Here is a 15,578-nt window from a genome sequence, read left to right as displayed (position 1 = left end):
GAGTGTATTTATTCTAACTCAAACAGATGAAAAAAATTTTTACAATTGAAATTCCTGAAAGCAGAAATTTTGGTCTTGACCTTTTAAGATTTTTTGCGATTTTTTTTGTTGTTGCTGACCATAGCACAAAATATTTACCTAAAGAATATATTAAGTTTTTACATTTTTTTTTATTTGACGGTGTTACATTTTTTTTTGTACTCAGTGGATTTTTGATTGGTGGAATATTAATAAAAATTCTAAACAATGCTGATTTTACTAAAAAGACACTCTTTGATTTCTGGAAAAGAAGATGGTTTCGTACAGTACCCGCTTATTTTTTGATATTATGTATTTTACTTATCTTAAATTTGCTTTTCACCCCAATATTTTCTCTCACCGATAAACTGAGATATTTTATATTTTTCCAAAATTTCAAAACGCCACATCCTTTATTCTTTCCCGAAGCCTGGAGTTTAAGTGTTGAAGAATGGTTTTATATTATAACACCAATCATCATTTTTATTCTTATTAATATTGTTCATTTAAATACAAAAAAATCTATCCTTTACACAGCAATTTTTGTCATAGGTTTTACTATATTTTATCGATTTTGCAGATATTTCATTACAATAGATCAATCTTTATATAATATTAATGTATGGGATGCTTTTTTTAGTAAACAAGTTATTACCAGATTAGACAGTTTAATGTTTGGCGTTTTAGCTGCATATATCAAAAACTATCATTCTAATCTTTGGAATACAAACAAAATTGCATTTTTTGCTGTAGGTATTGTTTTAATTTTAATTAATAAATTTCAATTGTTTGGATCTGCTAATTTTTATCATTCAGTTTTACACTTTACTTTTCTCTCTGTTGGCGTGGTGTTACTACTCCCATTATTAGAGTCATGTAAAAGGGCATCATCACCAATAGCCACAAGTATTACATATATAAGTTTAATTTCATACTCAATGTATTTAGTCAATTTATCATTAGTACAATTATGGATTATTGACAGGCTAGAATTTCTAAATGAGTTGAATCAATACTTTGCATATACAAAGTTTTTAACATTCTTGTTTCTTATTTATATAATATCCTTTTTACTATATAAATATTTTGAAATCCCAACAACTAAGTTAAGAGATAAGAAATAGAATTATTTTCAGATTAATTGTTTTTAAAGATTATACTATAGTTTTATTTATAGCTGCCAAAATAATATATTCCTTCATTTTTAATATCTTTGTTAATTCAAAACACAATATGCCTCAACCTTTTGTCTCTGTAATCGTCCCCTGCTACAATCAGGCACAGTATCTTGACGAATGTCTGCAGTCTGTTTTTGATCAAACTTACCTCAACTGGGAATGCATCATCGTTAATGATGGTTCGCCAGATAACACCCGTGAGATTGCCACAGCCTGGACAAAAAAAGACCCTCGTTTTATTTATTTTGAAAAAGAAAACGGAGGTGTATCATCTGCCAGGAATTTTGGTATTGAAAGAGCTAAAGGTGAATGGATATTGCCATTGGATGGTGATGATAAAATAGACAAAGACTACATCTCACTTGCATCTCAGGAATTCCGCAACAATCCTCATGTAATCTATTGCAGAGCAGAATATTTTGGTGCGAAATCCGGGGAAATGGTGCTTGATCAGTTCCATCATGCTGATATTTTATTAGAAAACTCAATTTTCTGTACCTCTTTTTACAAAAGAACCTCTTGGGAAAAAATAAAGGGATATGATGAAAATATGGTTAACGGCTATGAAGATTGGGAGTTTTGGATTCATCTGAATATTTTTTACGGCAAACTACAGGTTACGAAGCTTGATTTCATTGGTTTTCAATACCGAATAAAAGAATTATCAAGAAATACCGAAGCGATGCAACATCATGATGAAAACATCAGATATTACATTTACGACAAACACTCGAAAGCTTATAGGGATAATATACTTAGATTTTATGAGCACTTCGCAACTGCTAGAGCACTCAAAAAAGATCGCATCAGATTATTGGATAAATTAAACAGTAAAAGATACCGTGTTATTGACAAGGTTTTAAATTTTTTTAATAAATAAATTAATTTTAATAATGCTAATCACTATGCAACCTTTAAAAGCAAAATAAGCTCAATTTAAGATGAATAAGCTCGCTATTGTTATACCTTATTACAAAATAGATTTCTTTGAAGAAACTCTAAAGTCTGTCGCTGCACAAAGTAACAGAAACTTTACATTGTACATAGGAAATGATGCAAGTCCGGATGATCCTAAGCAAATAATTGATCAATATTTTGATGAGTCTTCCCATCACTATTTTAATTACAATAATAATTTGGGTAGTAAAAATCTCGCTTTACAGTGGCAGCGAATTCTTGAAAATGTAAAAGAAGACTGGTTTCAGATTCTGGGAGATGACGATATGCTGTCAGAAAATTTTGTGGATGAATTTTATGATTCCTTAGATACTCTTGATCGAGAAAATATAAATGTATTGAAGTTTCCTATAAAAATTATTGATGCAAAAAACCAATTTATAAAACAATTTTCTTTTTCAAAACCTATTATAAACAGGAAAGATTTTTTAATTTCACGAATAGATCACGTTAGTTTATCTTCTCTGTCAGAAAATATTTTCCGAACAGAAACTTACAGAAAACACAAAATAAATCAATTTCCATTAGCTTGGCACAGTGATGACTGTATGATTTTTGATTATGCAGAAAATGATCGAATATTGTATTCTGAGAAAAGCTATATTTTCATAAGAAACTCAGGTTTAAACATCTCTTCTTTGAGCAACAATAGCAAAGAAAAATCACAAGCTACAAATGCTTTTTACAGCTATATCATTTCTCGTTACTATCACTTATTTACTTCCGAACAGAAAAAGATACTGCTGAATTGTTTAAAAAAACATTATTATTATACTGGTAAAAACGCAACTTCAAACATCATATTCACTGTCTCACGAGATAATATTATAAACGGCATCAGGCTAATTAAATATCTTTTCTAATGGAAACAACACTTGTTTCAATTATCATACCCAATTATAACCGAGAATCTCTTGTTGGAGAAACACTCGATTCTATTTTGTCACAAATTTATAAAAATTGGGAATGCATTATTGTAGATGACGGTTCTACCGACAATTCTTGTAATATTATAGAACAGTATCTTATAAAAGATTCTCGATTCAAGCTCATCAAGCGTCCTCATAATTATCCCAAAGGAGCCAATGCTTGCAGAAACCTGGGAATGAAAAACATCAATGGAAATTACATCATTTTTTTTGATAGTGATGATCTTATGACCCCTCATCACATAGAAGAAAAAGTAAAATATATGACTTCCGGTGATTACGATTTTGTGATTACAAAAACAGAATATTTTAATAATCCCGAGAATCATCATCCTATAAACTATCGTGGGCTTTTTGAACTTCCCATCACTGCAGATCATTTTATACAAAAAAAAATAAACTGGCTTACCTTAGATCCAATCATAAAGACTACGGTTGCAAGCTCAATAAGCTTTACTGAAAAAAACAGGTCTGCAGAAGAATACAATTATTTTGTAAAACTTCTTCTCACAAGTGAAAAAGCTGTAGCTAAAGATATCGTTTTGTCATTACGCAGATTTCATCCGGAATCTTATCAATCAAACCTCAAAACACAGGATGATATTTATCATAACAGTTTTTTTTATTTTTACGACACTTTTTTAGAGACAAAAAAAATGAAGGTATCCGAATCATCACAGAGATTTCTACTTTCACAAGCATCTGAAATTCTTTGCAAACAAAAAAAACTTCTATCACCTCACGAAAAAAAACAATTTTATAATCATCTTATCACAACATTTGGTATTTTTAAGGGATTAAATAAAATAAGGATATTATTATCATAATTAATATTCAGCAAAAAATACAAATAGCAATTAAAAGGTTGCTCACACAGCTAATTAAAACTAAACATGATGAAAATACTTACAAGAGTTAAAAAAAAATTATTATCAAAACCCCTCTCAGAAAATGAGACAACCGCTTCTGTTTTAGAGAAAACAGGAAACCAAATATATACCGGCCCTTTTGCAGGCTTACTTATTCCTGACATTCTGAAACCAAGCCTGAAATTATCTGAGGTACTAGGTCTATATGAATCGGTTCTTCATCAGAGCTTTTCTCAACTGATCAATAAAAACATCGAAAACATAATGATAATTGGAGGTCACAAAGGCTATTATCCTGCAGGACTAAGCAATCTTCTAAGACCGAAAAATATGTATGTGTTTGAAATGGATGAACAATTTCGTCCACTTATTGATTCCTGGATTGAAATCAATAATCTAAAACCTTATATCAACTTTCATGAAGCCACAGAAGAAATACTGCTTAACTGGCAGGAAAAAATTGACTTTTTACTAATTGATTGTGAAGGTGCGGAAGACTTCTTGTTGCAACCTCAAAAATTCCATTGGCAATCTGAAACAGATATTTTGGTAGAAATCCACCATTTTTACGACAATAAAATTTTAGGTAATTTGATATCCAGATTTAAAGACACCCACAATCTTTCAATTATCTATGATGATATTGCAGAAAACGAAAAAATTAATAATGTTTTAACGGGGCTTACAATAAATGGTACCTACAGAGGTCACCCAACCCATCGTTGGATTTTTGATAAAAATAAAAATAAAATAATAACGGCAGGAATATTTTTATATATGTCTGTGAAAAGTAAAAAATGATTCCCAAAAAAATACACTACTGCTGGTTTGGTGGAAACCCAAAACCGGAATCTTTCTACATCTGTCTTGATTCCTGGAAAAAAAACCTTCCAGATTACGAAATCATTGAATGGAATGAATCTAATTTTGACATCAATTGTTGCGAATATGTACGTCTTGCAGCAGAAAAGAAAAAGTGGGCATTTGTTTCAGATTATGCAAGAGCTTTAGCATTATTTGAACAAGGCGGCATTTACATGGATATTGATGTGGAAGTAAAATTTTCTTTGGATGAATTTCTCATACACCGTGCTTTTTCCGGATTTGAGATCAAAGGATCTCCATTTACTGCGCTTTGGGCAACCGAAAAAGCTCACCCGTGGCCAAAAAAAGTATTAGATTTTTATAATAAAAAAACAGATTTCAACTTGACTACAAACACAGTTTTTGTTTCTGATCTGTTGATAAAAGAATACAAAGTAGATCCCGATAAAGACGAATATCAAGAACTCGCAGATGGAATTGTCATTTATCCTTCTACCTATTTTTGCCTTGATTTACCTAAAAATTATGCCGCTCATCATTTTGTAGGAACGTGGCACGAGCGCAATACACTCAATCCGTTTAAAGATTTTGTACATGCTCATTTCAATCTTAAAAATATTGTTGAAATGAAAAATGGTAAAAAGGAGATTCATAACGTAGTCAACAATATGCAAAAATTTTCTGCAGATGAGATTCTTAACCAATTTCCTTTAAAAATGCTTTTAAAACACATTATTAAACGTTTAAAACGTTAAGTTTTATTATTTTTACAAAAACATATAGGATGAATGATAAAATTGCGATTATTTACGGAACAAGACCAGAATTCCTAAAGGTCTTCCCCATCATCAATGAGTTCAGAAAAAGAAATCAGAAGATCTGTATCGTCAATACCGGGCAACACGATTCTCTTCTTACAGAGATGGAACAAAGTTTTGATGTACAACCTGATTATCAACTTTCTGTACAATCTTTGGCTTTTACAAATTCTAATCTTATCGCAAAACTGATTGATGAAATATCCAATTTAGTTCATCAAGAAAATATTCAAAAAATTATTGCACAAGGTGATACTTTTACCGTTTTAGCATCATCAATGGTTGCTTTTCTGGAACAAAGAAAATTTTATCATATCGAAGCAGGTCTTCGCACATCAGATATAAAACTTCCTTTTCCTGAAGAGTTCAACAGGCGTGTTGTTTCGTTAACAGCTGATGTTAATTTTTCTCCTACAGAATTGGCAAAACAAAATCTTTTAAAGGAAAATATTTCGGAAAACAATATTTCTTTGGTTGGAAACAGTATTGTCGATATGATTCAATACGTCACAAAAAAAGAAAATATTGCCGTTGAATACAAAGATTTTGTATTTATTACCGCTCACAGAAGGGAAAACATTGGTCAGCCATTGAGAAATATCGCTCAGGCTGTCAAAGAGTTGGCTGAAGAAAACCCTGAAGCTCAATTTGAATGGGCATTGCATCCCAATCCCAATACGAGAAAAATCATTATGGAAGCTTTTGAGAACGGAACTCCAAAAAATATAAATTTCACAGAACCACTTTCTTATCTTGATGCTATCAGAAAAATGGCAAAGTCTAAACTAATTATTTCAGACTCGGGAGGAATACAGGAGGAAGCACCAAGTTTGCAGAAAAGAGTATTAATTCTACGTGAAGAAACCGAAAGACCGGAAGTAATTTCTTGCAATTGTGGTATTTTGGTAGGAACAGATATTCAGAAAATTAAAAGCAGCTTTAATTTCATTTATAATAACCCTGAAGAATATATTTTCAAAAGTGAAAATAACCCCTTTGGTGACGGAAATTCTGCTGAAAAAATTGTTAAAAAAGTATTAGAATGATAGTTGGCAGAGGGCTAATCGCCTCATTATTTAAAGGGTGTGACAGAGAAAATACAATTTTCTTTGCATCTGGTGTTTCAAATTCTTTAGAAACCAGACCTGAAGAATTTAACCGAGAAGAAAATTTGATCAAACAAACAATTGCTGAAAATCAAGATAAGATTTTTGTTTATTTTTCTACCTGTAGCATTTACGATTCTTCCAAAAGCAACAGCAATTATGTACTTCATAAACTCAAAATGGAGCAGATAATTAAAAATTCGTGTGAAAAATATTTGATTCTGAGAGTCAGCAATGCCGTCGGAAAAGGGGGCAATCCCAATCTTTTGATGAATTATATTGTAAATGCCGTAAAAAACAATGAAACTATCAATGTTCATACAAAAGCAACACGCAATTTGATTGACACTGATGACATTAGAAAAATAACTTTTGATTTAATTGACAATCAGAATTTTAATAATATTATTAATCTCGCTTACATTAAAAATTATTCTATCATTGAAATCTTAGAAATTATAGAACGTTTTTACAGTAAAAGAGTTGATATTAATCTGATAAAAAGTGGCTCAGGTTATGACATTAATATACCCGATGTTGAACATTATTTTGTGAAAAATAATTTAACAGATAAAGAATTGTACCTCTTTAGTATTCTTGAGAAATATTATTCTTTGTGACACCACAGACGAAAGAGACTTCATTCATCTATCAAATCTCCAACGGAAAAATTTGTATCCCAAAGATAACGGTAATCTGTAAAAAAGATCCTGCTTTTTCATTTTTGAAGAATAATTACCAGATAAATAATTTAGAAAACTTAAACCACCGAGTTTACTATAAGCTTTATAACTCACCTTCCAAAGCTGTTCGTTTTGCTGTGCTTTCCAATTCATTTCAAGCGTTATTGCTTTGAAGCTGACTAAATATTCAAGAATGAGTTTTTTTCGGGAGCTGTTTTTTTCTTTGAGCAAATACGTATTTATTTTTTGTGCTATGGTAATCCAGTTATCAAAATGAATTTTCTTGCGGTTATGAATCACCGATTCCTGATGGAGATAATATTTGTAAGTTTTTTTTCTTAAAAAAACGATTTTTTGCAGATACAATCCCATCTCGAAAGTATGGAGAGAATCTTGTGCGTACAAGCCTTTAGTAAAATACAAATCATTCTTACGCAGAAAATCAACCAATATCAATTTATTCCAGGAAGACACCGCAAATCCACCATTTACAAGTTCTTCAAAAATCTTTTGATTCCCCTCCAGAATATCTGTTTTGGTATGAATAGGAAAAACATCAACAATCTCCTGTGACGGTATTTTGATCCCCTGAACTTCTCCCATTGTAATTTCAGCATCATTTTCTTCTGCCTTTTTTACCAAATTGTCAATAGCGTCAGGATAAAGCTCATCATCACTGTCAACAAATAAAATATATTTTCCTTTTGCATTCAGAATTCCTTCATTTCTTACGACAGAAAGTCCCGAATTTTCTTTTAAATGAATGACTTTCCAGTTTGACAAGTGATATTCACTGATCATTTTTTCAGCAATAGAAATACTTTTATCGGGGGTTTGATCATTAACTAAAATGACTTCAATATTTTGATAACTCTGATCCTTAACAGACCTAAGACAGTTTTCAATAAATGCTTCACATTTAAAAATAGGAACGGAGACAGTCACCAAAGGATTCATAAGAAATATTAATGCTTAATTTCAAGCAAAAATATATAAATAAACACTAAAACTTTATCTTTGTATCAAATGATTAGAAAAAAAGATGATGAAAACTGCTCTAGGCTTTTTATTTATAAAATTAAAAAACTTTGTCAATCTGTGTATCACAGCGAAACAGCGAAATTTATTTTTCACAACAGGAAGTAATATTCATCAAAGTTTTAAAACAGGAAGTGATAACTATTTCGACCTATCACCCACAGCATTGTTTAATATTGCTGAAAATGTGACAATCAACCAGTTTAACTACATTACGGTAAAGTCCAATGCAAAACTGAATATTGGAAAAAACACTTACATAACCAGAGCAACAATTTCTTGTCTTGGAGAAATCAGTATTGGTGAAAATTGTATTTTAGGTGAAGGAATGAAAATTTTTGACCATAACCATCAATACACAAAAGAGCCTTTTTCCGTTTCTAAAACTGAATTTAATACCGGTAAAGTAAAAATAGGCAACAATGTATGGACAGGGGCAAATGTAATTATCCTAAAAGATGTTACCATTGGTAATAATGTGATTCTGGGTGCAGGCTGCGTGATTTATAAGGATGTTCCCGACAATTCTATTATCATCAATAAGCAAGATCATCACGTAAATTTCCTATAATCAAGTTTGCCCCAATGAAAAAAATCAAAAACTTCTTACAATATCTATTTTATTTATATCTTAAAAAATCAAATAAAACAATAAGATCACAATTAAAAAATGTTACAGAGATTCCTATAATCATCATTAGTTATAATCAACTTGAGAGCCTTAGAAATCTTATTGATTTTTTTATCCAGAGAAACTTTTCAAATATTGTAATTATTGATAATTGCTCGACCTATGAACCCCTTTTAAAATATTTTGAGGAAATCAAAGATAAAGTACATATTGAAAGACAAGCTACCAATAAAGGATACCGTGTGTTTTTTGATTCCCCTCAACTTATAGAAAAGTATGCAAAAGGATACTATTTTTTGACAGATCCAGATATCATACCCAATTTTGACCTTCCTATTGATTTTGTTCAGAATTTTATCTCCGAGTTGGAAAAAAACTTCCATAAAATCACAAAAGTGGGTTTTGCATTAGATTTAGAAAACATACCTGATTCTTACCCAATCAAAAATAAAGTCATTGAATGGGAAAAAAAATATTGGGAAAACGAAGTGAAAGAAAATGTTTATTTGGCAGATATTGACACCACATTTGCCTTATACAAACCACAATATCCGATACATTTCAAAAGTGTTAATTTTTATAAAGCTCTAAGATTTGGAGGTAATTATACAAGCCAGCATATGGGTTGGTTTGTAGATCCGGAAAATTATACTGAAGAGCAGCGTTACTACTTTACGAAAGCCGGAAATTCCGCTTCCTGGAAATTAGATGATAAAGGAGAATTAACAGGGTATAAAAAAGATTATTAATATGTTTTCTGTTATTATTCCAAATTACAATCATGCACGCTTTCTAAAAAAAAGAATTGATTCGGTACTTCAGCAGACTTTTATAGATTTTGAAGTGATTATTTTAGACGATCATTCGACTGACGAAAGTATCGAAATTATTGATTCATACAGTGATTCAAGAATTACCCACAAAATTTATAACACTGCCAATTCCGGGAGTCCTTTTGCCCAATGGAAAAAAGGTCTGGAATTATCGAAATATAATTACATCTGGATTGCAGAAAGTGATGACTTCTGCACGGCTGATTTTTTGGAGACGGCAAATACAATCCTTAAAAAGACTCAGGACATTTCGTTGTATTACTGTGACTCTTATTTAATCGGTGAAAATGAGGAACCTTTTTTCAATACAATACAAAAATACACTCAAGAACTTGATGCCTCTCTTTGGAATAACGACCACAAAATTGATGGTAAAACTTACGTAAAAGAATATCTTTCAAAGAAAAATTTTATTTTAAATGCCAGTTCGGTTATCTTTAAAAAAGATCTTGCAAAAAATGCAATAGAGCATATTCAGGATTTTAAAACTTCTGGTGACTGGCTTTTTTATGCACATATTTTATTAAAGGGCAACGTTTATTTCCATGCGACCAAACAAAACTATTTCAGACACTTATCTCAATCTACCAGAAATTATAATACTGTGGAAAAAAGAGAAAGAAGAATTGAAGAAAAAATAAAAGCAAATCATTTTTTCCTTGAAAACTTTGAATACAGTAACCATGAAAAACAAACAGTATACATCAATTTAATTAATGAATGGATTCGGGATCATTCACTGAAAGAAATATTTAAATCATCTTTTTTCAGGATTTCTAAGTATTCTTTTTTGAATATTTCTAAAGCCCAATTGTTCTATAAAGGAATTTTCATAAAAGTCAGCAACAGATGGAAAAAATAAAGATCGCTATAGCAACCAACGGAAGATTCAAACCAATGGGTTCTTTCAGCAGAAATTATATTGAATTTCTTCCCTTCGATAAAATTGTTTTATTCGGAGGCTTTATTCCTTATTTTTATATGGGAACTTCTTTGAGGCAACAAAAATTGATAAGATATTGGTATTCTTTTATTTCATTAAAAAATCAAAGAAAATTAAATTCACTTATCAAAAACCGTTTCAAAAAAATACTGCGAAACGAAAAAATCGATTGTGTTCTTGCAGAATTCATGAATACCGGTTCTGCGATCAGAGAGGCTTGTGAAGAGCTTAACATTCCCATTGTAGCAAATGTTTTGGGATATGAAGTTCACAAAAAAGAAATTGTTAAAAGCAATTGGGATGAATATGAAAAACTTGCAAAGTACAAATCATTGGTTATTCCTGTTGCAAAAAACATGATTCCAAAGCTGAAAGAATTTGGCTTTCAGGATAACCAAATTATTTTTTCTCCATTGGGCGCAAGAGATGAATTTTTCAATATTAATCCAGACTATCATTCTCAGACTTTTATCGCAATCGGTAGATTTGCAGAAATGAAATCGCCTCTTTCCACCATAAAAGCATTTCATAAAGTACTACAGAAATTTCCAAAAGCTAAACTTATTTTTGCAGGTGAAGGCGAACTTTTTGAAGAAACGAAAAATTTGGTCACAGTATTGAAAATTGAAAATTCTGTAGATTTTCCGGGCTGGATATCACAAGAACAACAGATGGAATTACTCGCAAAAAGTGCAATATTTGTACAGCATTCTATCACTACAAAAATCGGCGATGCAGAAGGAACTCCGGTAGCAATATTAGAAGCTTCTGCTGCAGGATTAGCTGTTGTTTCAACAAAACACGGCGGGATTATTGACACCGTAATTGATGGAGAAACAGGTTTTCTTGTTGACGAAAATGACTGGGAAAATATGGGTGAAAAAATGATTCACCTGCTAGAAAGCCCCTCTCTTAGTCAAAATTTCGGGAAAAACGGGAAAAAATTTATCTACGAAAACTTCTCGATGAGAAAACATATCGAAGAAGTGGAAAAAGCTATTCGTAAAGCGGTAGCTTTATAAATGTTCTTCCATCCAAATTCCAAGAACCAAAAGCGACCAATGCTTATAATTATAGCTCAGTTGCTTTTGAACTTGCTGAAAATCTAATTTTTTAAAGATTTTTGATGAAGATTTTTTTAGAATTTTCTCCGTAAGTTCCTCCATTGCCGGGATCTTCAGCCAATCACTGATGGGTGCTCCGAAACCTTGTTTTTTCTTATTCAGGATGTTTTCTGTAAGCAGATCTCCAAATGCCTTTCTGAGTATGATCTTTGTATTACTGCTGTCCACTTTATATTTGGCAGGAAGTGCTGCACAAAATTCAACGAGATCTTTATCCAGAAAAGGTGTTCTCAACTCAATAGAATGCATCATTGCGATTCTGTCATCTTTTACGAGATAATCTCCCGGAATGATATTGGTGAGATCCATTTTCATACAGGTATTCAGATTGTTTTTATCTAAATTAAAATTGTATTGATGCTCGTAATTTTGTTTGCTTTTTAGTAATTGAAAAACTTCTTCTTCCGAAAAATTACTGTGAACCTTTCCTTTCTGATACGCTACAATATCAGGAAATTTAGATCTGAAAATTTTATCTAAAAAGTAAAGTCTTGATTTTTCAAGTCCTACCTTCTCACTAAGGGTTGAGCCAATTTTATAAAATGGAAGGAATGCAGAATTAGCACCTCCTTTCTCAAGAATTTCTTTTTCTTGCTGATACCATTTATAACCACCAAAAAGCTCGTCTCCTGCATTACCTGTGATCACGACGGTCATGTTTTTCGCTGCTTCTTTACATATTGTATAAGTCGCAAGAATAGCTGTATCTGCAAGCGGTTCGTCTAATTTTTGCAAAACTTCCACAAGTGTTTTAGGAATTTCTGATTTTTGCAGACTTACTTCTTTATGATCCGTACTATACTTTTTAGCAATGCTTCTTGCGTCAGGCATTTCGTCCCAATCACCTTCATATTGAAATCCGAGAGTTGTCAAATTATTATTTTTCTTTGAAGAGAGCGCAACCAACGTCCCGGAGTCTAAGCCTCCACTCAAAAATGCTCCTACTTTTACATCTGCTACCAATTGTTTCTCAACAGATTGCTCTACCAATTTCTGAAATTTCTCTACAGCTTTTTCTTCCGAAATGTTAGATTCCAGATCAGGAAAATTCCAATATTGTGAAATTTCAATTTTTTCATCCTTAAAGATTAGTTGATGAGCAGGAGGTAAAACTTTAATGTTTTTATAGATACTTTGCTGACTATCCACGTACATATGCTTTAAAAAATGGTGAATTGCCTCATCATTCAACTCTGCATCTACAAGACCTGTCGCAAGAATAGATTTAATTTCTGAGGCAAAAACAAATTCGCCATTTTTTCCGATAGCATAATAAAACGGTTTTTCTCCAAAACGGTCTCTCGCGCAGAAAAGCTGTTGTTTTTGCTCATTCCAGATCGCAATTGCAAACATTCCGTTAAGATGCTTCGGAAGATCTGTTCCATATTTTTGAAATAGTGATAAAATTACTTCTGTGTCTGTATTACTTTGGAAAGGATAATCAAAAAGATCCTTTTTCAAGTCGCGATAACCATAAATCTCACCGTTGAAAACGATACACTCATTTTTTGTATTGGAATACATTGGTTGATGCCCGTCTTTTGAAAGATCAACAATTGCCAATCTTCTAAAACCTAGAAAACAGTTCTGAAAATACTCGTGACCTTCATCGTCCGGACCTCTGTGGATGATAGAATCCGTCATATTTTTAAGAGTTTGATGGTAGAAAACTTCTTCTCGAATATTTTTCTTTACAATCCCCGTAATTCCACACATATCGTAATATTAAGGTGCAAATCTAAGATTATTTCGTTAATTTTGACCATATTTTTGATGATGAAAAAATTCTCTGTTCTTATTGCTCACTATAACAATTATCATTATTTCACAGAATGTTATGATAGTCTTCTCAAGCAGTCTTTTCAAGATTTTGAAATGATTGTCGTAGATGACTTTTCTACTGACGATTCTTTTGAAAAAATCGAAACACTGACGAAAAATGATTCAAGAGTTAAATTATATAAAAATGACCAAAATCAGGGAGTTGGTTACACAAAAAGAAGATGTATAGAATTGTCTTCAGGAGAAATTTGCGGGTTTGTAGACCCTGATGATGCATTGGCAGAAAATGCAATAGAAATCAGTATAAAAAATTATACAGAAAAAAATGTGGTGACTTATTCAAAATTTTTTCTTTGTGATCATAATCTAAAACCTTTAAAACCATTCCCACATTCCAAATCGGTAAAAAACGGAGATCAACTGTTTTTCAATATTTTTTTAGAAGCGAATCATTTTTTCACATTTAAAAAATCAGCCTACGATAAAACTTCAGGAATCAATCCGGCACTTACTTCCGCAGTAGATCAGGATCTTTATTTAAAACTATATGAAACCGGAAACTTTACATTTATAAAAGAGCCTTTATATTTTTACAGGCTGCACGAAAAAGGAGTTTCTCAGGAAAAATCCAAGAAAGGAAAACTGAATCAAAACTGGCATCAAGTCATTTTAGATACAGCCAAAAGAAGAGGTATACAGCAACTTTATGGTAAAAACATTGATCGTATTGATAATCTTCCTGAATTTATTTTCACAAAACAGAATACCATTTTTAAGAAAATACAGAGAAAACTTCAGTAATGGATATTATTATAAAATCTTTTAATCGCCCTTTTTATCTTGACAGATGCATCACATCAATCTATAAGAATGTTTCGGGTGATTTTAAAATCAAGGTTTTGGATGACGGAACTCCAGAAAAACATCTTGATAAAATTCGTGAAAAATATCCTGAAGTAGAAATACTTCTGTCTGATAATTATGAAAATAAGGTTAAAGCGATTGAAGAAAATATCGCATCCGGAAAATCTATCAATGGTTTTGAAATTCCTACAAAATTTTGGTATGAGAACGTTAAAAATTCATCAGAATATGTCATTGTAACAGAAGATGATGTTTGGTTTACACAAGCTGTAAATTTAAATGAGTTAACAAAAGATGCGCAAAAATTTGACATTCATCTTTTAAAATTGGGTTGGCTTGGTAACGAAAACGAACGAAAAGATTTGAATCTAAATTCAATTTCTGAGAATTTAGAATCTGCACAACCAAAAAATTTGCTGTTGATGAATAGAAAGCTAATGACAGCTTTCTTTCACAATCAATACAAATTTTTCACGATCCTTTATAAATTGAAATTTGTAAATAATCTTACCCATTTAAAATATTGGTCTCTCAATTCTATATTAATGGGTTTTTACAAAAAAGAATATTGGTTAGAAATCTGGAAAGACATGGATGGCAAAGTGGATGAAAAAAAACAACTCATCAACGCATCTGTTTTCTATAAAAAACACCTCAATAATCCCAACTTTATCTCAAGATTAAAAGCAGAAGCAATGAAAACTACCTTCCAGTCTTCTGCCACCAATTCTTATCACGAATACGGCTTTGATTTTGATGTCAATCAATTTAATTACCTGATTAACGAAGCCTGGCTGAAAGGAGATTTTGATGCAATGCAAAATTTCCCGAAAGATTTTTCTTTAGATTATTTAAAAAATTTCGTTTCGGCAAAAATTAATATCCCAGAATTTGAACAATGGGTCGATAAGTTCCGTTCGCAATATGAAAATATGGGTTGTAAAACAGAATAAAAAACCACAGAGAAAAATTCTGTGGTT

Annotated in this window: 16 protein-coding genes; 14 read left to right on the top strand and 2 right to left on the bottom strand. The window is 31.5% G+C overall.

From position 1 onward, the window contains the following. Window positions 1-26 precede the first annotated feature (26 nt). The 8 genes from K0R77_RS06655 to K0R77_RS06620 all read left to right on the top strand — a co-directional run bounded on the left by K0R77_RS06655 (window position 27) and on the right by K0R77_RS06620 (window position 7,320). Entirely contained in the window at window positions 27-1,142 is a 1,116-nt protein-coding gene (locus K0R77_RS06655; protein ID WP_300350152.1) for an acyltransferase, read from the top strand. 109 nt (window positions 1,143-1,251) lie between these two features. Beyond that, window positions 1,252-2,076, top strand: coding sequence for a glycosyltransferase family A protein (locus K0R77_RS06650; RefSeq protein WP_300350149.1), 825 nt, complete (start codon window positions 1,252-1,254; stop codon window positions 2,074-2,076). A gap of 61 nt (window positions 2,077-2,137) precedes the next feature. Beyond that, window positions 2,138-3,016: a glycosyltransferase family 2 protein gene (locus K0R77_RS06645; protein ID WP_300350146.1), complete on the top strand. Its 879-nt coding sequence runs from the start codon at window positions 2,138-2,140 to the stop codon at window positions 3,014-3,016. After that, window positions 3,016-3,909, top strand: coding sequence for a glycosyltransferase family 2 protein (locus K0R77_RS06640; protein ID WP_300350143.1), 894 nt, complete (start codon window positions 3,016-3,018; stop codon window positions 3,907-3,909). Before K0R77_RS06645 ends, K0R77_RS06640 begins: the two co-directional genes overlap by 1 nt. Window positions 3,910-3,978: 69 nt before the next feature. Continuing rightward, a complete protein-coding gene (locus K0R77_RS06635; RefSeq protein ID WP_300350140.1) occupies window positions 3,979-4,752 on the top strand; it encodes a hypothetical protein in 774 nt (257 codons plus the stop codon). Continuing rightward, complete coding sequence (locus tag K0R77_RS06630; protein ID WP_300350137.1) at window positions 4,749-5,531, top strand: glycosyltransferase family 32 protein; 783 nt, start codon at window positions 4,749-4,751, stop codon at window positions 5,529-5,531. The genes K0R77_RS06635 and K0R77_RS06630 overlap by 4 nt, the downstream gene beginning before the upstream one ends. Before the next feature lie 29 nt (window positions 5,532-5,560). Then, window positions 5,561-6,640 (top strand): non-hydrolyzing UDP-N-acetylglucosamine 2-epimerase, encoded by a 1,080-nt coding sequence (gene wecB, locus K0R77_RS06625; RefSeq protein WP_300350135.1) that lies wholly within the window; start codon window positions 5,561-5,563, stop codon window positions 6,638-6,640. Further along, the gene (locus K0R77_RS06620) at window positions 6,637-7,320 is read left to right on the top strand and encodes an NAD-dependent epimerase/dehydratase family protein (protein WP_300350132.1); all 684 of its coding nucleotides are present in this window, start codon (window positions 6,637-6,639) and stop codon (window positions 7,318-7,320) included. Before wecB ends, K0R77_RS06620 begins: the two co-directional genes overlap by 4 nt. A gap of 24 nt (window positions 7,321-7,344) precedes the next feature. Here the strand turns inward: K0R77_RS06620 and K0R77_RS06615 are convergent, their stop codons facing one another. Next, a complete protein-coding gene (locus tag K0R77_RS06615) occupies window positions 7,345-8,340 on the bottom strand; it encodes a glycosyltransferase (protein WP_300350130.1) in 996 nt (331 codons plus the stop codon). A gap of 88 nt (window positions 8,341-8,428) precedes the next feature. On the opposite strand from K0R77_RS06615, the gene K0R77_RS06610 reads away from it, so the two are divergent. The 4 genes from K0R77_RS06610 to K0R77_RS06595 are packed head-to-tail and all read left to right on the top strand — an operon-like array spanning window position 8,429 to window position 11,850. Continuing rightward, window positions 8,429-8,992, top strand: a complete 564-nt coding sequence (locus K0R77_RS06610; protein ID WP_300350126.1) for a DapH/DapD/GlmU-related protein — start codon at window positions 8,429-8,431, stop codon at window positions 8,990-8,992. 14 nt (window positions 8,993-9,006) lie between these two features. Further along, window positions 9,007-9,801: a hypothetical protein gene (locus K0R77_RS06605; RefSeq protein ID WP_300350123.1), complete on the top strand. Its 795-nt coding sequence runs from the start codon at window positions 9,007-9,009 to the stop codon at window positions 9,799-9,801. A 1-nt stretch (window position 9,802) separates the two neighbouring features. Next, window positions 9,803-10,747 carry a glycosyltransferase family 2 protein gene (locus tag K0R77_RS06600; protein ID WP_300350121.1) on the top strand — a complete coding sequence of 315 codons (945 nt, stop codon included), beginning with the start codon at window positions 9,803-9,805 and terminating at the stop codon, window positions 10,745-10,747. Then, the gene (locus tag K0R77_RS06595) at window positions 10,735-11,850 is read left to right on the top strand and encodes a glycosyltransferase family 4 protein (protein WP_300350120.1); all 1,116 of its coding nucleotides are present in this window, start codon (window positions 10,735-10,737) and stop codon (window positions 11,848-11,850) included. Before K0R77_RS06600 ends, K0R77_RS06595 begins: the two co-directional genes overlap by 13 nt. On the opposite strand, the gene asnB is transcribed toward K0R77_RS06595, so the two are convergent. Continuing rightward, window positions 11,845-13,668 (bottom strand): asparagine synthase (glutamine-hydrolyzing), encoded by a 1,824-nt coding sequence (gene asnB, locus K0R77_RS06590; protein WP_300350117.1) that lies wholly within the window; start codon window positions 13,666-13,668, stop codon window positions 11,845-11,847. The genes K0R77_RS06595 and asnB overlap by 6 nt on opposite strands. A gap of 60 nt (window positions 13,669-13,728) precedes the next feature. On the opposite strand from asnB, the gene K0R77_RS06585 reads away from it, so the two are divergent. Then, complete coding sequence (locus tag K0R77_RS06585; protein ID WP_300350116.1) at window positions 13,729-14,535, top strand: glycosyltransferase family A protein; 807 nt, start codon at window positions 13,729-13,731, stop codon at window positions 14,533-14,535. After that, window positions 14,535-15,551, top strand: a complete 1,017-nt coding sequence (locus K0R77_RS06580; protein WP_300350114.1) for a glycosyltransferase family 2 protein — start codon at window positions 14,535-14,537, stop codon at window positions 15,549-15,551. The genes K0R77_RS06585 and K0R77_RS06580 overlap by 1 nt, the downstream gene beginning before the upstream one ends. Window positions 15,552-15,578: the final 27 nt, after the last annotated feature.

It is taken from the genome of Chryseobacterium sp., assembly GCF_029240215.1.
Classification (GTDB): Bacteria; Bacteroidota; Bacteroidia; order Flavobacteriales; family Weeksellaceae; genus Chryseobacterium.
The sequence above is the reverse complement of the archived record's forward strand: the minus strand, read 5'-3'. Positions and strand labels throughout refer to the sequence as shown.